Raw genomic sequence first — 21,690 nt, forward strand, 5'->3', positions numbered from 1 at the left:
ATTAGGTAGAATTCTCTCACATTGCTCTTGCCCACTGACCAACAAGGCCCCTATGACAACTGGCTCGCGACGGGTTCAAACGCCTCACGCGCTTCGGCGCAGCGTGATTCACAGACTCTCGCGTGTCGGTCTACCGGTTGTGCCGCGTTTGCGGAATTCGTGGCGCGCGGCATGTGCCGTAGCGCTATCCGGCGCGTTGGCGGTAGCTGGGCTGCTTGTGGCGCCGCGGGCGCAGGCCGTTCATGCGATCGCGCAATACGGCGAGCCGAAATATCCGGCGAACTTCAAGCACTTCGACTACGTCAATCCCGATGCGCCCAAGGGCGGCACGCTCGTGCTCGCCAATCCGAGCCGGCTCACGAGCTTCGATAAATTCAATCCGTTCACGTTGCGCGGCAACACCGCGCCTGGCGTGAACGCGATGTTCGAAAGCCTGACCACCGGCAGCAGCGACGAAGTGGCGTCCGCGTACGGGCTGCTTGCAGACGATATCAACGTTGCGCCGGACGGCCTGTCCGCCACCTTTCACATCAACCCGAAAGCGCGCTTTTCGAACGGCGATCCGGTGACCGCCGAGGACGTCAAATTCTCGCTCGACACGCTGAAAAGCCCGCAAGCCGCGCCGCAATTCGCGTCGATTTTCGGCGAGATCACGCGCGCGGTGGTGGTCGATCCGCATACGATCCGCTTCGAGTTCCATCAGCGCAATCGCGAGTTACCGTTGCTCGCCGGCGGCGTGCCGGTGTTCTCGCGCAAGTGGGGCATGAAGCCCGACGGCAGCCGTATTCCATTCGATCAACTGGCGTTCGAAAAGCCGATCGGCAGCGGCCCTTATCTGATCGAACGGTACGACAACGGGCGCACGATCACGTACCGGCGCGACCCGAACTACTGGGGCGCGGCGCTGCCGGTGCGGGTCGGCACGAACAACTTCGATCGCATCGTCTACAAGCTGTATTCGGATAGCACCGTGCGGCTCGAGGCGTTCAAGGCGGGCGAGTACGACGCGATGGTCGAGTACATCGCGCGCAATTGGGTGCGGCGCGACGTCGGCAAAAAATTCGACAGCGGTGAACTGATCAAGCGCGAATTTCCGCAACATAACGGCACGGGCATGCAAGGCTTCATGCTGAACACGCGGCGCCCTTTGTTTCAGGATGTGCGCGTGCGCAAGGCGCTCGACCTCGCGCTCGACTTTCAGTGGCTGAACCGTCAACTGTTCTACAACCAGTACACGCGCATCGACAGTTTCTTTGCCAACACGGATTTGCAGGCCAAGGGGCCGCCTTCGCCGGGCGAGCTGGCGCTGCTCGAACCGTGGCGCGCGAAGCTCGATCCGGCCGTGTTCGGCCCGCCGCCGAAGCAGCCGGACACCGATCCGCCAGGCTCGCTGCGCGCCAATCTGCTGCAGGCGCGGGCGCTGCTGCAACAGGCGGGGTGGACCTATCGCGACGGCGCATTGCGCAACGAGAAGGGCGAGCCGTTCCGTTTCGAGATTCTCGACGACTCCGGTTCGTCCGCGCAAATGGAGCCGATCATCGCCACTTTCATCCGCAATCTGCGGAAGCTGGGCATCACCGCCACGTTTCGCGTATCCGATTTCGCCGTCTATCAGAAGCGTCTGGACGCATTCGATTTCGACACCACCACCATCCGCATGCCGGACGTGCAGGTGCCGGGTTCCGAGCAGATCGACCGTTTCGGCAGCAAAGCCGCGGATACCCACGGGTCGGACAACATGACCGGGCTGAAGTCGCCGGCGGTCGATGCGATTCTCAACGCGCTCGTGCATGCGCAGACGCGCGAGCAACTGGTCGACGCGACGCACGCACTCGACCGCGTGCTAATGCATGGCTACTATGTGGTGCCGCACTGGTATAGCGCGACGCATCGTGTCGCGTTTAAGCGCGGCCTCGCGTGGCCGAAAACCTTGCCTCTGTACTATGGCGCGGAGGGCTGGATCACGTCGACGTGGTGGTTCGCGCAGCCTCAGCCGCCATCGTCGTCGCAACCGTAACCGCAGCCGCGCGGAAGCGCCCATCCACTTACCGCCTCGCACCGGAATCGTCGACTATGTGGAGCTACATCCTCAAACGCCTGCTGCTGATGATCCCGACCTTGCTCGGCGTGCTGACGCTGACCTTCGCCGTGATCCAGTTCGTTCCGGGCGGCCCGGTCGAGCAGATGCAGCACGAGCTGCGCAAGGGCGCGGAGGGCGGCTCGCCGTTCGGTCTGCGTGCGCATAACGGCGTCGACGCGCAGCAGGTCGCACAATTGAAGGCGCTGTATGGCTTCGACAAGCCGCCGCTCGAACGCTACGTGCTGATGCTCAAGCGCTTCGCGACGTTCGACCTCGGGCAGAGCTATTTCCGCCATCAAAGCGTCTGGTCGCTGATCGTCTCGAAGCTGCCGGTGTCGATCAGCATCGGCTTATGGACGTTCTTTCTGACATATCTGATATCGGTGCCGCTGGGCATTGCGAAGGCGGTGCGCAACGGCTCGCGCTTCGACATCTCGACCAGTCTCGTGGTGTTGATCGGCTACGCGATTCCGGGTTTCGTGCTGGGCGTGCTGCTGCTCGTGCTGTTCGGCGGCGGCACGTTCCTGCAACTGTTTCCGCTGCGTAACCTCACCTCGGACAACTGGGCGCAACTGAGCCTCGGCGGCAAGATCGTCGACTACCTGTGGCATATCACGTTGCCGATCACCGCCTCGGTGGTGGGCAGTTTCGCGGTCGTCACCATGCTCACCAAAAACGCGTTCCTCGACGAGATCCGCAAGCAGTATGTGCTGACGGCGCGCGCCAAGGGCTTGTCGGAAAAGCGCGTGCTGTGGAAGCACGTGTTTCGCAATGCGTTGCTGCCGCTGATCGTCGGTTTTCCGGCGGCGTTCATCGGCGCGTTCTTCACCGGCAGTCTGCTGATCGAGACGCTGTTTTCCCTCGACGGCCTGGGCCTGCTGTCCTATGAATCGGTTGTGCGGCGCGACTATCCGGTGGTGCTCGGCACGCTGTATCTATTCACGCTGATCGGTCTCGCGACCAAGCTGATCTCCGACCTGTGCTATGTGTGGGTCGATCCCCGCATCCAATTCGAACAACTGGAGCGCTGATGAATCGAGCCCGCCTTTCCGCCGATGCGGCGGCGCGCACCGAACCGGCTCGCGCGTTCGTATCGCCTTCGCCCGCGCGCCGCGTGTGGCAACGTTTTCGCCAGCAGCGGCTTGGCTACTGGAGCCTGATCGTGTTCGTCGTCGCGTTCGCGGCGAGCCTCGCCGGTCCGCTGTGGTCGAACGACAAGCCGCTGGTGGTGCGCTACGACGGCCATCTGTATTTCCCGATGTTCAAGACCTATGCCGAGACCACCTTCGGCGGCGATTTCCCCACGCCCGCCGATTATCTCGATCCGTATATCAAGCAGCGCTTCGACACGCCCGGCAACTTCGCGTTGTATCCGCCGAACCGCTACTACTACGACACGCTGAACTACTTTTCGAAGGCGCCGAACCCCGCGCCGCCCTCGCGTGAAAACTGGCTCGGCACCGACGACCGCGGCCGCGATCTGTTCGCGCGCTTGCTGTACGGCTTTCGCGTGTCGGTGGAATTCGCGCTGGTGCTCACGCTGATCGGCACGGTCATCGGTATCGCGGCCGGCGCGGTGCAGGGTTTCTTTGGAGGGCGTGTCGATATCGTTGGGCAGAGGCTGATCGAAATCTGGAGCGCATTGCCGGAGCTTTATCTGTTGATTATTTTTTCGTCGATCTTCGAGCCCGGATTCATTTTGCTGATCGTGCTGCTGTCGCTGTTCGGCTGGATCGGTTTGTCCGATTACGTGCGCGCGGAGTTTCTGCGTAACCGCAACCAGGACTATGTGCGTGCCGCGCGAGCAATGGGGCTGTCGAACTGGCAGATCATGTGGCGGCACGTATTGCCCAACAGCCTGACGCCGGTCATCACGTTCCTGCCGTTTCGCATGAGCGGCGCCATTCTGGCGCTCACGAGCCTCGACTTTCTCGGCCTCGGCGTGCCGTCGCCGACCCCGAGCCTCGGTGAACTGCTCGCGCAAGGCAAGGCGAATCTCGACGCGTGGTGGATTTCCTTGTCCACCTTCGGCGTGCTGGTCGCGATGCTGTTGCTGCTGACCTTCATGGGCGACGCGCTGCGCAACGCGCTCGACACCCGCATCTCCGATGCGATGCGCGCCGGAGGCAACCAGTGAGCGCCACGGTCGATAACAGCGCAAAAGAGGCCGTCACGCGGCCGCTGCTCGAACTCGAGCATCTGCACGTGACGTTCGGCGACACGGTCGCGGTGAACGACGTGACGCTCGCGATCCAGCGCGGCGAGCGCGTGGCGCTGGTCGGCGAATCGGGCTCGGGCAAGAGCGTGACCGCGCTGTCGATCCTGCGCCTGCTGAACGACGCGCAAGTGAGCGGGTCGATCCGTTTCGACGGCGAGGACCTGCTCGCCAAAAGCGAGCGCGAGATGCGCGGCATGCGCGGCTCGGACATCGCAATGATCTTCCAGGAGCCGATGACGGCGCTCAACCCGCTTTACACGGTCGGCGATCAGATTGCGGAGACCGTCGTCGTGCACGACGGCGTGGCGGCGGGCGAGGCGCGCAAACGCGCGGTCGCGCTGCTGGGGCGCACCGGCATCGCGGAGCCGGGCAAGCGCGTGAACAGCTATCCGCATCAACTCTCGGGCGGCCAGCGGCAGCGCGCGATGATCGCGATGGCGCTCGCCTGCCGGCCGCGCCTGCTGCTGGCCGACGAACCGACCACCGCGCTCGACGTGACGATCCGCGCGCAGATTGTCGACCTGCTGCTCGAATTGCAACGTGACGAAGCCGAAAAACGCGGCATGGCCGTGCTGCTGATCACGCACGATCTGAACCTCGTGCGCCACTTCGCGCACCGCATCGCGGTGATGGAGCGGGGCGTGCTGGTGGAAAGCGGGCCGGTCGAGCGCGTGTTCGAGTCGCCGCAGCATCCGTACACGCAGCGTCTGCTGGCCAGTCGGCCGCAGCGCACGGTGGTGCCGGTGCTGCCGATTTCGCCGGTGCTGCTCGAAGCGCGCGAGGTGTCGGTCGATTTCAAAACGAAGCTGCCGGGTTTGAGCGGCTGGTTCCGTTCGGGGAGTTTTCGCGCGGTGGCGGATGCGACTGTGTCCGTGCGCCAGGGCGAGACCTTGGGGATCGTCGGCGAATCGGGTTCCGGCAAATCGACGCTCGCGATGGCCTTGCTCGGCTTGCAACGCACCGCGCACGGCGAGATCGAATTTCAGGGCAGGGCGCTCGGCAGCTATCGCGGCGCCGAGCAGACCGCCTTGCGCTCGAACATGCAAGTCGTTTTCCAGGACCCGTTCAGTTCGCTTTCGCCGCGCCACACCATCGAGCGGATCGTCGGCGAGGGGCTCGCGCTGCACCGCCCGCAAATGACGCCGCAGGCGCGCCGCGACAAGGTGGTTTCGGTGCTGCGCGAAGTCGGCCTCGACCGGACGGTGCTGTGGCGCTATCCGCATGAATTCTCCGGCGGCCAGCGTCAACGGATCGCGATTGCCCGCGCTCTGGTGCTGGAGCCGCGCATCCTGGTCCTCGACGAACCCACCAGCGCGCTCGACGTTTCCATCCAGCAGCAAGTGCTGAAACTACTCGCCGGATTGCAACAGAAGTACAACCTCGGCTTTGTATTCATCAGCCACGATTTGGCCGTGATTGGAGCGATGGCGCACCGCGTCGCGGTGATGCAAAACGGTTCGATCGTCGAAAGCGGCGCCGTTGAGCAGATTTTTGCGACGCCCGCGCATCCTTACACTCGAAAGCTGCTGAAAGCGGCGCTTGACCATTGATTTTGCACTCTTTCACCAATTGGGTGCGTGTCTCGATTGTATTTTTCTATTTGTTTTGACACGTGAATACTTACTGGCTAGTATCGACCAAACTTTTTCCGTAGACCCTTGTTTTTTAGGCAATAAATACCGACCAATGCAGCACAGAAACCTGACCCAGGCTTGCACGCGCGTCGTCGCCGGGATGTTCATTGGCGTCTTGATGGCAGCAGCTCCCGGCGCTTTCGCCGACGAAGTAAGCAGTTTCAATCAGAATGCCTCATATTCGACCCTCAACGGGTCGAATTCGTTATCTTCCCCGAATTCGCGTGCGGCCGCTCCCGGGAGCGACAGCGGCGCCAAGTCGTTCCTTTCCGGCATGGCCGGCAAGGCGGGCGACGTGGTCGTCGGCGCGCTGAACATGATCGGCGTGCGCTACCGCTGGGGTGGCAATACTCCCGATTCGGGACTCGATTGCAGCGGTTTCGTCCGCTACGTGTTCCAGGACACGCTTGGCATGGCGCTGCCGCGCCGCGCCGAGGAAATGAGCCGGGTCGGCGAGAAGGTGCGCGTGAGCGACCTGAAGCCGGGCGATCTCGTGTTCTTCAACACGATGCGCCGCACGTTCTCGCACGTGGGCATCTACATCGGCGACAACAAGTTCGTGCATTCGCCTTCCACGGGCAGCACGATCCGCGTCGACGACATGGATAGCGGCTACTGGGAAAAGCGCTTTACCGGTGCACGCCGGATCGAGACGTCCTATCAGGACGGTCAGGATCTGCGCACGCGCGTGAACGCGGCGATCGGCGGCAATAACTGATTTTGATCTGTTGCGCCGGCGGTTCTGGCGCGACAACAAAAAGCCTGCTTCGTTTGAAGCAGGCTTTTTTACGTCTGGAGGGCAGGGGTTTTTTGACCGTATCGTGTCGGCTCGGGCCTTGCATGCCGCGCAGTCCGGCGGTAGCCGCCGCGCGCCGCCGGTGGTGCCTGGCCCAGGCACCGCCTACACCGCCGCGCGGCTCACCGCCAGCTTACGCTGCAACTCCGGCATCATCTTCGCCACGGCTTCCTCGCCGGCCAGAATCGCGGCGTTGCGTTGCGAGAAATCGCTGCCGCTCATGGCGGCCAGATTCGGCCGGATCACGACGTCGGCGTACTTGTCCAGTTCATAGGCCTTGATCGTCTGTCCCATGATCGTGAAGGTCTGCATCAGCACGTCGAAGGAACTCGCGGTCAGGCCGCTTTCCGGACGCTGCGAGATGTCCACGGCGATCACGAAGTCCGCGCCCATCTTGCGCGCGAACGAGGCGGGCACCGGGCTCACCAGGCCGCCGTCGACGTATTCGTGGCCGCCGATCTTCACCGGCTCGAAAATCGACGGCACGCTGCACGACGCGCGCACGGCGATGCCGGTATTGCCCCGCTGGAACAGGATCGGCTGGCCGGTTCTCAGATCGGTGGCGACCACGCCGAGCGGCTTCACCATCTTTTCAATCGGACGGTTGTTGAGCGTCGTGTTCAGGTAGTTCTGCAGCGCGATGCCTTGCAGGAAACCTCGCGTGCGAAACGGCATGGCCCAGTCGCTGATCGACGCTTCGTCCATGGTCAGCGCCAGCTTGTTCAGCGCGAAGCCGTTCATGCCCGACGCGTACAGCGCGCCGACCACCGAGCCCGCGCTCGTGCCGGCCACCAGATCGACCTGGATGTTGCGCGCCTCAAGCGCCTTGATCACGCCGATGTGCGCGAAGCCGCGCGCGGCGCCACCGCCTAGCGCGAGCCCGACGCGAATCGGCCGCTGCGGTTTGTCGAGCGGCGGCGTGGTCGCCGCGGGCGTGCCGGCGACCGGGGTGCGGTCGGTTTTGCCGCCGGTTGTGCCGCACGCGGCCAGCACCGTGGCGGCCGCCGCCAATGTGAAATGGCGACGGGCGAGGCGAGGGGATGACGGTTTCAACGAGTTCTCCAGCAACGGCACGGGCGGCGCGCTCAGCGTGAACCCGTGCCGCGATCAGGCGGGTAGTCAACATACGAGGATCGCCGGCGGCGATGCCATGCGCGGCGGTTCTATCCCCGGCCGCGGCGCGCGCACATCATAAATCAAAGCGCCCGATGCGCGGCGACCCGGTAATGAAACGTTGCAGAGGAAGCGCTCGGGTGCCGTGAATTGCGTCGCGCATGCCGCTTGCGCGCTGGTTCCACCGTCTCGTTGGCCATTCGGACGAGGGCGGGCAACCCGCTAGCCGCAGGTATAATTCGCCTCTCGCATTTATTTCCTTCGTGTCCGTGCGCGGCGTTTTTCTGCCGCATGGGCGCGGTCCGCTGCCGCGCCTGGCTGGCGATGTTTGCCGAGGCGCCGGCGCCCGTCTTCCGAGTAACGCTAATGACCACCTCCGTTCGTACCCGTTTCGCACCGAGTCCCACCGGCTTCATCCACCTCGGCAACATTCGCTCCGCGCTCTATCCGTGGGCGTTCGCGCGCAAGATGAAAGGGACCTTCGTGCTGCGGATCGAGGATACCGACGTCGAGCGCTCCACCTCCGAATCCGTCGACGCCATTCTCCAGGGCATGGAATGGCTTGGCCTCGATTTCGACGAAGGCCCGTTCTACCAGATGCAGCGCATGGACCGCTATCGCGAAGTGCTCAAGCAGATGCAGGACGCGGGGCTCGTGTATCCGTGCTACATGTCGACGGAAGAACTGGACGCGCTGCGCGAGCGTCAACGCGAAGCCGGCGAAAAGCCGCGCTACGACGGCACGTGGCGCCCCGAGCCGGGCAAGGTCCTGCCGCAGCCGCCGGCGGGCGTGGAGCCCGTGCTGCGCTTCCGTAACCCGCTTACCGGCGTGGTGGCGTGGGACGACGCGGTGAAGGGCCGCATCGAGATCTCGAACGAAGAACTCGACGACCTCGTGATCGCTCGCCCGGACGGCACGCCCACCTACAACTTCTGCGTGGTGGTGGACGATCTGGACATGCGCATCACGCACGTGATTCGGGGCGACGATCACGTGAACAACACGCCGCGTCAGATCAACATCCTGCGCGCGCTGGGCGCCGAGCCGCCGGTGTACGCGCATCTTCCGACCGTGCTGAACGAGCAGGGCGAGAAGATGAGCAAGCGCCACGGTGCGATGAGCGTGATGGGTTATCGCGACGCAGGCTATCTGCCGGAAGCGGTCGTCAATTATCTGGCGCGTCTGGGCTGGTCGCATGGCGACGCGGAAATTTTCTCGCGCGAGCAGTTCGTCGAATGGTTCGATCTCGAGCACCTCGGCAAGTCGCCGGCTCAGTACGACCACGACAAGCTGAACTGGCTGAACGCGCACTACATCAAGGAAGCGGACAACGCGCGCCTCGCCGGGCTTGCCAAGCCATTCTTCGCGCAGTTGGGCATCGATGAGGCCGCCGTCGCGCAAGGCGCGGATCTGGCTGCGGTGGTGGGCTTGCTGAAGGATCGCGCGTCCACGGTGAAGGAAATCGCAGAGAACGCCGCCATGTTTTATCGCGCGCCGGCGCCGGAGGCCGACGCATTGGCGCAGCACGTCACCGACGCGGTGCGTCCGGCGCTTGCCGATCTGGCTGCCGCGCTCAAGACGGTGGAGTGGACCAAGGAAGCGATCGCCGCCGCATTGAAGGCGACGCTAGGCGCGCACAAGCTGAAGATGCCGCAACTGGCGATGCCGGTTCGTCTGCTGGTGGCGGGCACCACGCATACGCCGTCGATCGACAGCGTGCTGCTGCTGTTCGGGCGCGATGTCGTCGTGGGCCGTATCGAAAGCGCGCTGGCCTGAAGCGCGTTCAGGCCGTGCATCGAAAGGCCTTGCATGCGGCTCCTGAAAAAAACGCACGCAATTGCTCAAAGGGTATTTACAAAGCGAAGATTGGCCTCTAGAATTTCGTTTCTGTTCTGCAAGGGGGGTATAGCTCAGCTGGGAGAGCGCTTGCATGGCATGCAAGAGGTCAGCGGTTCGATCCCGCTTACCTCCACCATCAGAACATTGCCAACATGCTGTACAGCATCAGAAGTTCGAAAGCCCTGAGAAATCGGGGCTTTATTTTTTTCTGAGGTCGGTAGGAACATATAACAGGCCGCAAAAGGGCACGGGTTCCCGCCAAGACTCCTGCCGCGCCAGCATTCGCTGAGAGCGCCGAAAATTCACCGTTGCGCCAGCCTCCCGACCGATCACCAAGCAGACGAGAAGATGCCGCCGGCACGGCTCATGAATCGCCATGCGAGCCCATGTTTTCTGGTGCCACGACATCCGTGTCCGAACCGGCGCCGCTCCCGCCGACCTCAAAGCCAGCCGGTTTCAAAGCTGCACGAGGTGAGCGGCACACAACCGCTGTCAGTGACGACCACCTGCTGCTCGAGCTTCACGCCTTGATTTCCTCCTTCCGCGCCGATATAGCTTTCGACGCAAAGCGTCATGCCGGTTTCGAACTGACCGTCGTAGCCAGCGCTTCCCCAATCGACCTGATGCGCGATGGACGGATACTCGTCGACCATGCCGATGCCGTGCGCCACGCAGCTATATCTGTTCTTCAGATATAGCGCCGGGATCTTCCAGGCCCGTTCCGAGAACTCCCGGAATGTCATGCCTGGGCGCAACAGGTCCATGTTGAAATGAACTTGTGAATAGGCCGCCTCATAAAGCTTGCGCTGTTCGTCGGACGGCCGGGTATGACCTACCGTCCATGTCCGGGAGATATCCGAGCAGTAGCCATTCGGTCCGACCATGTCGGTATCGAACGCCAACAACTCGCCGTGTACAAGAATCCTCGAGGAGCATTCGTGCATCCACGGATTGGTCCGGTCTCCGGATGCGAGAAGACGCGTTTCGATCCATTCGCCGCCATGCCGGATGTTCTCGTGGTGAAGGTTTGCCCAGAGATCCTGTTCGCTCATGCCGGGCCGAAGCTCGCGATGCATGCGCTCGATCCCTTTCTCGCACGCGCGTAGGGACTCGTTCATGAGCACGAGTTCGCCCGACGACTTAACCGTCCGGGCCATCTCCATCATGGCCTGTCCGTCCAGAAGAGTCAGCCCGTGCTTCGTCAGGCAGGCTGCGCCGATGGGGTCGAGCCGGTCGACCGCCAGTCGGCGCTCGTTCGGCGCACGGCTGCCAAGCGCATCGACAATCTCGGCGCCCCACGCGTTAGCGCGGCGCTCGGCTTCCGTGCCCGCGCTGAAGAAGGTCCAGCCGACCGCGCTGCGCATTTCGAGGTCCAGACTCAGGCCATCCCACACATGCTCGCAACTGTGAAACTCCCAGGCGATGACACGACCGTCGGCGAATACCATCACGTATCGCGACGGGTTGCGCCCCGTCCAGATTTGCATGTTCGACGTGTCCGTTGCGTAGCGGATATTCACCGGGTCGTACAACAATATCGCGGGGCAGTGGTTCTTATGCAGTTGTTCCCGCACCCGGGCCAGCCTGTAGGCCCTGACGTCGATCAAGGTATTGTTCGTTCGTTTCAGACCGGCGGGCGTACTCGCATCGATCATCTCGCTGCAAGGCATGGGGACTCGCTTTATCGGAGTGCAACGGTCGCCGCGGAACATTCAGCATGCGACGTTGCGCGCTTCATGGGAGGGGCCAATCAGAGTTCCAGCACCAGATCGGAGGTCGGACGGCTGCAACACAGAAGGCGAAAACCCTTCTGGACTTCCCTGTCGCGAATCCCGCCGTTGTGATGCATATCCACCGTGCCTTCGAGTACCCTGGTTTTGCAGGTACCGCACATACCCTGGCTGCAAGAGGATGCGATTGCAACCCCTGCTTTTTTTGCAGCGGCAAGCACGGTTTCCGACGGGCTCATCGTGAACGTTCTGGAGGAGCGGGCCAGCTTGACCGTGACGGTTTCCCGAATCGCATCGCTCTCTTGCAGGGCAGACGCAGGGGCAGACGCAGCGGCGGACACCGGTGCGGCACCTGCTGAGATATCGAAACTTTCCTGGTGATAACGCGCCGGGTCGTGACCGCCTTCGCGCAGCAGATTCCTTACCGCACCCATGTAGCCCGCCGGACCGCAAGTGAACACCTCGCGCTCCGCGTAGTCAGGAAGCCATTCCGCGAGGAGCTGAAGGCTCAATCGGCCCGTCGCGCCGGCCCAGGCCTCGTCGTTGCCGATTCCTTCGCATACGAAAAAGAGGCGAAGCCGAGGGGAGAGTTTCGCGAGTCTTTGCAGTTCCTCGCGAAACACGATATCGGCAGGCGTTCTTGCGCTGTGCACGAACGCGATATCGCGGTCGAGCCCGAGGTCGATGCTCGCGCGCGTCATCGACATCAGCGGCGTGACGCCGGAACCCGCCGACAGGTACAACGACTTCGAGGCACGCGACGCGGTAGGCGTGAAAGTGCCGGACGGACCATACGCTTTCAACGGACTTCCCGGCTTCATATTGTCATGAAGCCAGTTGGACATGATTCCCCCCGGAACCCGCTTTACCGTAATGGAAAGCAGATAAGGACGCGTGGGCGGTGAGGAAATCGTGTAGCAACGTTCGACCGATCGTCCTTGCACATTCGCCGCGACTGTCATGAACTGACCAGGCTCGAAACGCACGGGCAAACCATCGCTCGCGCGAAACTCGAAGCTCTTGACGTCGTGCGTTTCGTCGACGACGCGGCAGCACGTCAGCGTCTGCTGCTCGCTACTGGGCCAGAGCCTGCCGCCACTCTCCCACGTGTCGGGATGAGACAGTCTGTCGGCGGCCGCGGGTTCGGCGTCAAGAATGCTTTCAACGGAGTTCATAGCGCTCATTCCGCTCAGATGCCGTGTGCGCTCAATCGGGCTGCATACCAGCGCGAGAACTGCTCCACGTAGGTTTCCGTGAAAGGCGAGAACAAGCCCGGCGAATAGGCGGGATCCTGAGTGCCTTCGTGCGTGATTTCGACGAGGTGTTTATCCTGCATGTTTGTTGCAACCCATACTTCGGTGAGATCCGGGACCTTGTAGTCCACGCCCTCGACGGCATCCGCGTGAACCAGCCACTTCGAGCGCACCAGCGTCTTGTCCGGCGCGAGAGGAATGATGTAGCTGATCACGGCATGATCGCTCATGACATGCGTCCACGAATTGTGTGTCCAGAGGTGCGTATCGCCGAGATCGCGCCGCTCGAGATTTCCCAACAGCCTGGTGCTGGCGACCTTCGTGCTGATGGTCTGTGATTCACCGTTACCGGCGATGACGAGTTGCTGCGTTCTGAACTGGGTGACCGCATCTTCGTCCAGCCGCTCGACACTGGCGCTGGTGAATCCGTCTCGCTCCCAGCTTGCCTGACATGCCGCGTTGCGTGCCTTGTACGCTTCCAGCGCACGCAGCGATTCTTCGCTGAGATTCTCGGCACAGAAGCCGAAGTCTTCCGGCAGGAACGATGCCGTCAATTCCGGATGAGTGGCCTGGCAGTGGTAGCACTCGCGATTGTTTTCCATCACGAGTTTCCAGTTGCCGTTCTCGATGATTTCCTGCTCGAAGGCAATCCTGGTGTTTTGCAGGTCATACGGTGCGAAACGCGGTGTCATGGTCTCTTCGAGCTTCGAGATGTCCTCGGGCGCATGCTCGTCGAGACAAACGAAGATGTGCGTGCCGACAATCCTCGTATGAACCGGCATCAGGCCACGGCAGCTCGGGTCGAAGTCCTTTCCCATGTGGGTAGCGTGGCGCAGGCTTCCGTCGAGATCGTACGTCCACTGATGATACGGGCACACCAGCATGCCGACCGTCGACTTCCCGGCCTCTTTCAGACGTGCGCCGCGATGGCGGCAGATGTTGCGATAGCTTCGGACGTTTTCGTCGTCGTCGCGCACGATGATGATCGAGGCCTTGCCAATATCCACGGCCGACACGTCGCCCGGCTCCGGCACATCCACCGTGACGCCGACCAGAATCCAGTGCTTGTGGAAAAAGATCTCGACGTCCGTTTCGAAAACGTCGTCGCGGCCAAAGAGTTCGCCGGGCATGCCGTGACCGGGCTGACGGCTCCGGATCAACTCACCATGGGTTTTGAATCGCACTTCGGACATCGCCTTTCTCCAACGTTCAGGTATGTCGGGACTTCGATTGTTCCCGCTATGACTTGAGTATTGGATTGCCGAAAAACAGCGTCAATGCGCTTTATTTTCGGCCTGGCATTACTTTGGATTATGCGAAAGCCCGGCCGCTTCGCGCTGGATGGAATCCTGCCGAAGCCAGTCGATGAGACCTTCGATTGCAGGGGTGAGGGTGCGCCCATGCGGCACCACGACGTAATATGAATCGCTCACCTTGAACGAGGCGACCGGCAATCGGATCAGCTCACCTGCCTCGATAAGATCGTGGACCAATCTTCCCCAGCCAAGGGCGATGCCCTGCCCGTAGCGCGCGGCCTCGATGGCGTCCGTATAAAGGCTGCAGCGTAGGGCAAAGTTCAATCGCACCGGCCCGAAGCCCAGCGCGTGAAACCACGCTTCCCATCCCATCCAGCCTTCCGAGGTGGAATCCGACTCGATGAGAGCGGCGTTGGCGAGTTCTTGCAGCGACGCTGGCGCGCCCCGCGATTCCACCCACTCGCGCGAACAGACGGGGAAGACTTCCTCGTCAAAAAGCAGGGTTGCGGAGCCGTCGCCCCAACGTCCGTTTCCGAACCGAACGGCGACATCGATCTCCCTGGGGCGGAGGTCAGCGTTGAACATCTGCGTCGAGATGCGGAGTTGAATATCCGGTTGAGTCTTCTTGAGCGAAGCCAGCCGCGGCAAGAGGCGAAAGTGTGAAAACGCTGACGTTGCCGCAAGCACCAGTTCCTGCTGGACCGGTCCGCTCGACAACCGGTCGAACACACCGGCGATTTTCTGCATCGACTCGGCGACCACGAGATACAGAGCTTCGCCTTCCTGAGTGAGCTCGATGGAACGATGCAGACGATTGAAGAGCCGAGTCCCGAGCGTTTCTTCAAGAAATTTGACCTGCCGGCTTACCGCTGCTTGCGTCACTCCGAGTTCATCGGCAGCCAGAGTAAAGCTGCCATGACGCGCGACCGCCTCGAACTCGACGAGCGCCGTCACGGAGGGAATCAGCCGCCGGTATCCCTTGGTCCGTGCGCCTGTCGGTTTCATTTCGGCCCCTCCAGTCAAAAAAACAGGGCAGCACTGTCTGATTACTTTCGCAAAGGCATGACGAGCGGCTTTGACGATTTTCGCCCAGCGTGCCGCCCGCCGCCTATGATCGCCATGGTTCGCGTGACTCAGGCGCGCGTCGCTGGCGATGGAGAAACTATCGTCGACCCCGTATGAGCAACGACCAGTACCGTACAGCCCGCTTGCGAGGACGTACTATGCCGCGAGCCGGCCGCGTAGCATACGGTCTGTCCCGGCAGGAAATCCGTGCCGTCGTCATCGGTGAATACGCCGTCGAGAACAAGGATCAACTCGGTCGAGTCGTGCCGGTGTTCGAACGAGCGCGCTCCGGGTTGCAGACGCATCCAGTAACTGCTCCAGGCGCCATTCTCATCATCGGCGACAGGAATCCACAGAAAGCCGGGCAGCACTGTTGCGCCGATTTTCATAGGCTGCCAGTCGCGCTCGTCAATGGAGTAACAGCGTCGCCCATTCTTGACGTTCAAGCCGAAAAGAACTGTTTCATCGTGCGCGTGCCCGGTAATCATGTTCTGCCGTATCCATTGTCCGTCAAAGGGGACCTCCTGCCTGTCGCGCCTCGACGGCGCGCTGTCGGGGAAGTCGGTGCACCTGCATTCCACGTTCACAAGCCCAACTGGCCGCGCTACCCGGAGTCCAGCGCTAGCGCCTCGCTCTGCGGTCGAGCCACCCGATAGGCATTCGGCGATTGGCCATATTCTTTGCGGAACTCGCGGCCAAGATGCGAGGCGTCGGAGAAGCCGCAGGACGTCGCAATATCGGCCACGGTTCGGTCGGAACTCGTCAGCAGCCAGGACGCCGTCCGTATACGAATCTGTCGCCCGTACGCGTGCGGCGATTTACCCGTTTCCGCGGCAAACAGCCGCTCGAGCTGTCGGACGGACATCTCGAGACGCCGGGCAAGTTCTCCCAGGCTCAACGGCTGACCCATGTGCTGTTCCATCAACAGGATCGCGCGCCTTACCTTGTGGTGCGTCGCGGGTTCGAGTCCCGGAGGGTGCGGCTGCGGAGCATTGCCTTTCTGCGCATCGTCCACAAGCATGATGCGCAGCGCCTTCTGCACGACCGTGGCCTCGACGTGCCGCAGCAGTATGGCCGCTGCCACGTCAATCGAGGCCCGTCCGCCTGAGCAGGTAATCCGCCGTCTGTCGATGACGAACAGCCGGTCCGCAACGAGATTGCGTTCGTCAACGCCGGGAAAGCGCTCGACGAAATCCCAGTAGTGGAACCAGCTCACGCACAGGCGGTATCCGTCCATCACCTCGGCACGCATCAAGGCGAACACCCCTGTGCAAATGCCGACCAGGGTGGCGGACGTTCGCGCTGCGTCACGAATGAACTGGAGCGTGGCTTTGCTTGCGGACGGCCCCGAGTGCAGCAGGCCGCCGACGATCACGACGTAATCGAAGGACCCGGCTTCCTCGAAGGTTGTCCACGGCGCGACCTGGATTCCGCAGCTTGCCCTGACGGGAGTAAAAGACTCGCCGACGATGCTCCACGAACAGCGGACCGGCCTGCTCATGTCACCTTCGTCGCTTGCCAGCCTGAGAAGGTCGACGAAACCGGAAAATGCGGTCAACGTGAAATTGGGCAACAGCACGATTCCAAAGCGAAGCGGCCGGACGGTTCCGGGATGAGTGGGGTCGCTGAACATGGGACTGCCTGCATTAATGCTCTGGAAGCGCTCTAGATGTGCTCTGGAATCCGGCCAGGAGAATCGTCTTTCGACGGACCTGCTCATGCTGTTCGAACGGTTGCGAGCGAAAGCTACCTGGTAGTCTCCGCTTCGACGCCTCGCCATTCGCGCATCATCGCGCCGACTTCCTCGCCGAGCCATTCGCGGAACTGCAAAGACTCTGGTCGAAGCTTCGCGTTCTTATGCGTGATCAGGTAGTGGTGACGGTCGTGGAACTCGAGCGCGTCCCGCACCGGCCGAATCAGACGGCCCTGTTCGACCTGGCGATGGACAAGATGATGCCAGCCGAGCAGGGTGCCTTCGCCCGCTTCGGCCTGGGCGACGAGGAGTCGATAGTCGTTACTCTCGAAGTGCTCGTTTTCCGTGAGCCTGTCCGAGCCATCACCTTGCTGAAACCAGTTTCGCCACACGCGCCAGTCGACGTGTTCACACACCTGGGCCCGTCCCAGCAGCGAGAGGTTCAACGTGGGCTGCGACAGCAGATCGAGCGGCTTCAACGACTGTCCGCGGAAGTGTTTCTCGAAGAACGGCTGACTACAGACGGGATACACCACGTCGTGGAAGAGCGGCTCGACTTCGTACTCCGGTTCGCGCGGCGGATTCTTGGTAATGATGACGTCAGGTTGCATGAGTTCATCCAGTTCCATGAAATGCTCGGTCACCATCACGAGCAATCTGATGTCCGGGAACCGTCTGCGGAACTCGGGCAGCCTGAACGACAGCCACAAAGCCGAGAACGTATGCGAGACGCAAATGGTCAGCGCGCGCTTGTCCGAGCGACGCACCGCCTCGGCTGCTTCCGCGATATTCATGATCGACAGATACGACGCGTTGTAGAGAATGCGGCCCGCATCGGTGAGCGCGATGTGCCGCCCGGTGCGCTCAAACAGGGCCACATCTAGCGAATCCTCGAGTTCCTTGATTTGCCTGCTGATTGCGGCCTGCGTGACGCATAGCACTTCCGCCGCCTGTGTGAAGCTTTCGTAGCGCGCCGCGGTGACGAAGCATCGCAGTGCCCGTAACGACGGCATCTGGGCGAGGAGTCGGTCCGCGAATAAATGCTTCTGTTGCATCGTTATCACCTTTTTCACGCGCAAGCGCGGTGCTGTCTGAAGACGGTGGATCTACGCCGCTCTATTTTTTCTCGGTGCAAGGCGGCCATCCGTCATGAGGCAGGAGCATCTCGATCGGAATAGTTTGCGAGTCTCCCTGCTCGTTGGCAAGAGAGGTCAACCCGAGGTCAGGCCTCTCCTCAGGCGGCGTTCTGTGTGGCGAAAACGTGGCGAAAAACGTGGCGAGAACGTGACGTTATGCGCGGCCTTGGATCCTCATCAAAACCCGGTCGAGGGCGTCGGCGAAATGTGCATACGTACCGCGTTTCGAGAGCTCGTCGTGAACCTGTTCGTTGATGCCACCCGGCGTCATGGAGTGCTCGATCAGCTCAGTAAACGATCTTTCGCCTCGCGTTGTGTCGTGCGCGAGGCCGACAGAATAGCCCGACAGAAATGAGCGAGCGGCATCGTCACTGAGCCCTTGGCGGACCAGCCACGACGCCTGAGCGTCCAGCACCGCATAGAAGCTCGCCATCGTCGCGGTGACGGCCAACAGTGCGTCGAACCTGGCTTCGTCGTCGACTTCGACCGCCTGCCCCAACGCCGAGAACAAGGACTTCGCAACGTGGTCCGCGGGACAGATCGCCGTGCTTCCCTTGCCCTCGGCAACTGCCGGCAGCGGTATCGCGCGAACGACCTTGCCCTGCGCGCGGACGAGCCTGCGCATCTCATCGATTGAAATGCCGGCGATGAAGCTGACGACATGATGGCGCGCATCAAAATGCAGTTCGCTCAACACGTCGGCAGCGATTTGCGGCACGACGGCAAGACAGACGACGTCGGATGCTTCCAGCACGTCCTGATTGCTTTCGCATACCTGCACTCGCTTATCGAGAGCGGCAAGCGCCGCTGCGGTCTGCGCATTGCGGGGCGACAGCGAAATGCGCTCGAGCGGAAAGTCTAACCGAAGCAATCCGGTAACGACTGCCTGCGTGATGGCGCCGGTCCCGATGAATCCAAGTCGCATGAAGTCTCACATAGCGTTGAAGCGCGGCAGCGTCAAACGCCGTCGCGCCCGGAAAATCAACACCCCGGCGTGACAGGCCGGGGCTCCCGATCGAGTCGAATTGCTTTAGTCCAGCTTCAGCCAGGTGGTTTTCAGCTCGCAATACTGATCGTGCGCGTAGACCGATTTATCACGGCCGCCGAAGCCCGATTGCTTGAATCCACCGAATGGCGTGGACAGGTCGCCCTCGCCGAAACAGTTCACCGTGACCGTACCCGCCCTGATGCGGGCGGCAATCTTGTGAGCGTTGTTGACGTTGTCGGTCCATAGCGATGCGGCGAGTCCATAGCAGGTGTCGTTGGCGATCCGGACAGCCTCGTCGATGTCGGCGTATTCGATGAAGCAGACGACGGGACCAAAGACTTCCTCGCGGGCGATGCCCATCTCTGGCGTGACATGGTCGAAGATGGTCGGCTCGACGAACCACCCGCCGGTCTCGGTCAATGTGGCTTTGCCGCCGCACACGAGGCGCGCGCCTTCCGCTTTCGCTTTCTCGATGTGGGCGAGTACTTTTTGACAGTGCTTCTCTTCGATCAGGGAACCAAGCTTGACCTCGGGGTCGAGCGGGTCGCCCGTCCTCCATCCCGCCAGAACGGCCAGGACTTTTTCGAGCAACTCGGTTTTTGTTGTCGACGGAACCAGAATACGGGAGCCCGCGCTGCAGTTCTCGCCCATGTTCCAGAACGCGGCAGCGACTGCCTGCTCCGCGACGGCATCCAGGTTCGCGACGTCGGGCAGAACGACTTGAGGGTTCTTACCGCCACATTCCAGCACGACTCGCTTCAGGTTCGTGTCCGCCGAGTAATGGAGGAACCGCTTGCCGGTTTCCGTCGAGCCCGTGAAAGCAATCAGGTCGACGTCGGCATGGCGGCCCAGGGCCTGGCCCGCGCTTTCGCCAAAGCCGGTGACGACGCTGAAGACACCTTCGGGCACGCCGGCTTCCCTTGCCAGGTCGGCGATGCGCAGAGTGGAAAGCGATGTCTGCTCGGCGGGTTTCACAATGACGCTGTTGCCGACGGAGAGCGCTGGACCGATTTTCCAGGCAAGCATGAGCGCCGGGAAGTTCCACGGCAGGACTGCGCCCACGATACCAATCGGCTCGCGCGTAATCATGCTCACGACGCTCGCGCCCGACGGCGACAGCGCGTCGTACCGCTTGTCGGTGACTTCCGCGTGCCAGCGGATACAGGCCGCCGATTCGGGGATGTCCAGTGCCATGCACTCGCTGATCGGCTTGCCCGCTTCGAGTGCTTCGAGCAGCGCCAGTTCCTCGGCGTTTTCCTCGATGAGTTGCGCGAGCCGCAGAAGCACCGACTTTCGTTGGGCAGGCGCGGCCTTCGACCACACGCCGGACACGAACGCATTCCTTGCCGCCGCCACCGCCCGGTCGACGTCTTTCGCATCGCACTTTGCAATATCGGCCAGTACTTTTCCCGTCGAAGGATTGAGTGTCTGGAACGTTTCGTTCGCCGCCGCCGGACACCGTTGCCCGGCGATAAACGCTCTGCCATCGACTGAGAGGGTTTCAGCTTTCTGCCGCCATTCCTGATAAGTCGTCATGTTCTGTCCTCGCAAATTTAAAGCTCGGCTCCCGCCGAAAATTCCTTCATCCAGATAGCCGCTGAAACCGCTACGTCCGCGATCGGGCGGACCGGCAGCGAGCGCGGATGCGGCTGGTTCAAAAGCTGGCGAACGAGTTCATTGGATTGGCCGAGTGCGTATTCGGCGATGAGTTTCCCGGATGCCGACCCTCTGCTCAGACCGAGGCCATTGCATCCGATCGCCTGGAAGACGCCATCGTCCCTGCATCCGAACAGCGCGCCGTTGTTCGCGGACAGACACAAGGGGCCGCCCCATGTGTATTCCAGTTCGACGTCTTTCAGCATCGGAAAGCGACGATCGAACGACCGTTGATGCATGGTCTTCGCCTTCGCCAGGTCAGCCTGCGAAAGTTCCAGGCCAGGTCGAAAGGCGAAGTGGTTGCGAACGCAGATACGGTCGGTAATCAGACGGCGAACGGTCGAGCCCATCGGATCGGCGGGAATCAGTGCCCATGACCGCGTGCCGCCGAGTCGCCCGACTTCTTCCGGGTTCATTACCCGTGTCATGGACGCAAACGTATAAACAGGCAGCAGACCGTTCGGATGCCCGCCGAAGGTCGCCGCATACGCGTTGGTGCATAGAATCACGCGCCTCGCGACGATCTTGCCGCTGTCGAAGCGCAGTACTTTCGATAGCCCCTGGTCTTCGATGCCCTTGACCGCGCTCAGCTCGAAGACCTTCGCGTTCTCCGGCAACGTTGCCGCGAGACCGCGCATGAGCGCTGCCGGCTGAACCGTGCTGCAACCCGGCGTAAAGAGCGCGCCCTGATAAAAGTTCGTGCCGGTCACTTTAGCGATGGCGGTCTCGTCCAGCCATTGAAAGGCTTCGTCGATGCGAGCAAGTCCTTCTGCAAAGTGGGTCAGTGCGGCGTGGCCTTTCCTGTTCACCGCCGCATGAAACTTGCCGTCGTCCCGCCAGTCGCAATCGATGTTGTATTGCTTGACCGTCGAGCGCACATAGTCAATGCCGTGACGTTGAAACCGGACATCGGCCTTATCGGTTTCCACACTGCGCGAATAGCTTTCACTGCTGATGTCGTGTGGCAAATCGATGAAGAACCCGGAATTTCGTCCCGCCGTGGTGCGCCCGATGCGGTCCGCTTCGACCACCGCTATCGTGGCGTCAGGCGCAAGCTCCGCCAGACGCCGCGCGGCGCACAGCCCCGTAATACCGCCGCCGACGACGACCCAGTCATATCGATGCCCGGAAGACACCGTATTGGCGGGAGAGGGCGGCGGCAGACTTTCCCACCAGCCGTTCACGCCATCTGGCGCCGGGAACCGCACGAATTCCAGTTTCGAGGCCATGCGT

At 61.9% G+C, this 21,690-nt stretch carries 17 protein-coding genes and 1 tRNA gene; 7 read left to right on the plus strand and 11 right to left on the minus strand.

Annotation, left to right across the window (positions count from 1 at the left end; translation table 11 throughout):
• Positions 1–52 precede the first annotated feature (52 nt).
• From CUJ90_RS06745 to CUJ90_RS06765, 5 genes are all read left to right on the plus strand, one after another.
• A complete protein-coding gene (locus tag CUJ90_RS06745; RefSeq protein WP_114162250.1) occupies positions 53–2,017 on the plus strand; it encodes an extracellular solute-binding protein in 1,965 nt (654 codons plus the stop codon).
• A 56-nt stretch (positions 2,018–2,073) separates the two neighbouring features.
• The gene (locus tag CUJ90_RS06750) at positions 2,074–3,111 is read left to right on the plus strand and encodes a microcin C ABC transporter permease YejB (RefSeq protein WP_073427643.1); all 1,038 of its coding nucleotides are present in this window, start codon (positions 2,074–2,076) and stop codon (positions 3,109–3,111) included.
• Positions 3,111–4,217: an ABC transporter permease gene (locus tag CUJ90_RS06755; RefSeq protein ID WP_073427644.1), complete on the plus strand. Its 1,107-nt coding sequence runs from the start codon at positions 3,111–3,113 to the stop codon at positions 4,215–4,217. Before CUJ90_RS06750 ends, CUJ90_RS06755 begins: the two co-directional genes overlap by 1 nt.
• Complete coding sequence (locus CUJ90_RS06760) at positions 4,214–5,848, plus strand: ABC transporter ATP-binding protein (protein ID WP_073427645.1); 1,635 nt, start codon at positions 4,214–4,216, stop codon at positions 5,846–5,848. Before CUJ90_RS06755 ends, CUJ90_RS06760 begins: the two co-directional genes overlap by 4 nt.
• 136 nt (positions 5,849–5,984) lie before the next feature.
• Positions 5,985–6,650 (plus strand): C40 family peptidase, encoded by a 666-nt coding sequence (locus CUJ90_RS06765; RefSeq protein WP_073427646.1) that lies wholly within the window; start codon positions 5,985–5,987, stop codon positions 6,648–6,650.
• Positions 6,651–6,833: 183 nt separating this feature from the next.
• On the opposite strand, the gene CUJ90_RS06770 is transcribed toward CUJ90_RS06765, so the two are convergent.
• Entirely contained in the window at positions 6,834–7,781 is a 948-nt protein-coding gene (locus CUJ90_RS06770) for a patatin-like phospholipase family protein (protein WP_114163470.1), read from the minus strand.
• A 426-nt stretch (positions 7,782–8,207) separates the two neighbouring features.
• Here CUJ90_RS06770 and gltX point away from each other — a divergent pair, with 426 nt between their 5' ends.
• Positions 8,208–9,617, plus strand: a complete 1,410-nt coding sequence (gene gltX, locus CUJ90_RS06775) for a glutamate--tRNA ligase (RefSeq protein ID WP_083083405.1) — start codon at positions 8,208–8,210, stop codon at positions 9,615–9,617.
• A gap of 123 nt (positions 9,618–9,740) precedes the next feature.
• Positions 9,741–9,816: transfer RNA gene (locus CUJ90_RS06780), tRNA-Ala, on the plus strand.
• A gap of 304 nt (positions 9,817–10,120) precedes the next feature.
• On the opposite strand, the gene CUJ90_RS06785 is transcribed toward CUJ90_RS06780, so the two are convergent.
• From CUJ90_RS06785 to CUJ90_RS06830, 10 genes are all read right to left on the minus strand, one after another.
• A complete protein-coding gene (locus CUJ90_RS06785) occupies positions 10,121–11,335 on the minus strand; it encodes a M24 family metallopeptidase (RefSeq protein WP_416448082.1) in 1,215 nt (404 codons plus the stop codon).
• 95 nt (positions 11,336–11,430) lie between these two features.
• On the minus strand, positions 11,431–12,585 hold the full coding sequence (locus tag CUJ90_RS06790) for an FAD-binding oxidoreductase (RefSeq protein WP_114162252.1): 1,155 nt from the start codon (positions 12,583–12,585) through the stop codon (positions 11,431–11,433).
• A gap of 14 nt (positions 12,586–12,599) precedes the next feature.
• On the minus strand, positions 12,600–13,856 hold the full coding sequence (locus CUJ90_RS06795; protein ID WP_114162253.1) for an aromatic ring-hydroxylating oxygenase subunit alpha: 1,257 nt from the start codon (positions 13,854–13,856) through the stop codon (positions 12,600–12,602).
• Positions 13,857–13,964: 108 nt separating this feature from the next.
• Positions 13,965–14,924: a LysR substrate-binding domain-containing protein gene (locus CUJ90_RS06800; protein ID WP_114162254.1), complete on the minus strand. Its 960-nt coding sequence runs from the start codon at positions 14,922–14,924 to the stop codon at positions 13,965–13,967.
• Between the two features lie 128 nt (positions 14,925–15,052).
• Positions 15,053–15,472: a cupin domain-containing protein gene (locus CUJ90_RS06805; protein WP_114162255.1), complete on the minus strand. Its 420-nt coding sequence runs from the start codon at positions 15,470–15,472 to the stop codon at positions 15,053–15,055.
• Between the two features lie 116 nt (positions 15,473–15,588).
• Positions 15,589–16,617, minus strand: a complete 1,029-nt coding sequence (locus tag CUJ90_RS06810; RefSeq protein WP_114162256.1) for a GlxA family transcriptional regulator — start codon at positions 16,615–16,617, stop codon at positions 15,589–15,591.
• Positions 16,618–16,730: 113 nt separating this feature from the next.
• Complete coding sequence (locus tag CUJ90_RS06815; RefSeq protein ID WP_073427714.1) at positions 16,731–17,732, minus strand: LysR substrate-binding domain-containing protein; 1,002 nt, start codon at positions 17,730–17,732, stop codon at positions 16,731–16,733.
• Positions 17,733–17,967: 235 nt separating this feature from the next.
• On the minus strand, positions 17,968–18,738 hold the full coding sequence (locus CUJ90_RS06820; RefSeq protein WP_114162257.1) for a pyrroline-5-carboxylate reductase: 771 nt from the start codon (positions 18,736–18,738) through the stop codon (positions 17,968–17,970).
• A 105-nt stretch (positions 18,739–18,843) separates the two neighbouring features.
• Positions 18,844–20,337 (minus strand): aldehyde dehydrogenase, encoded by a 1,494-nt coding sequence (locus CUJ90_RS06825; protein ID WP_114162258.1) that lies wholly within the window; start codon positions 20,335–20,337, stop codon positions 18,844–18,846.
• Positions 20,338–20,354: 17 nt separating this feature from the next.
• A complete protein-coding gene (locus CUJ90_RS06830) occupies positions 20,355–21,686 on the minus strand; it encodes an NAD(P)/FAD-dependent oxidoreductase (RefSeq protein WP_114162259.1) in 1,332 nt (443 codons plus the stop codon).
• Positions 21,687–21,690 lie beyond the last annotated feature (4 nt).

The sequence above is a fragment of the Paraburkholderia terricola genome (assembly GCF_003330825.1).
Classification (GTDB): Bacteria; Pseudomonadota; Gammaproteobacteria; order Burkholderiales; family Burkholderiaceae; genus Paraburkholderia; species Paraburkholderia terricola.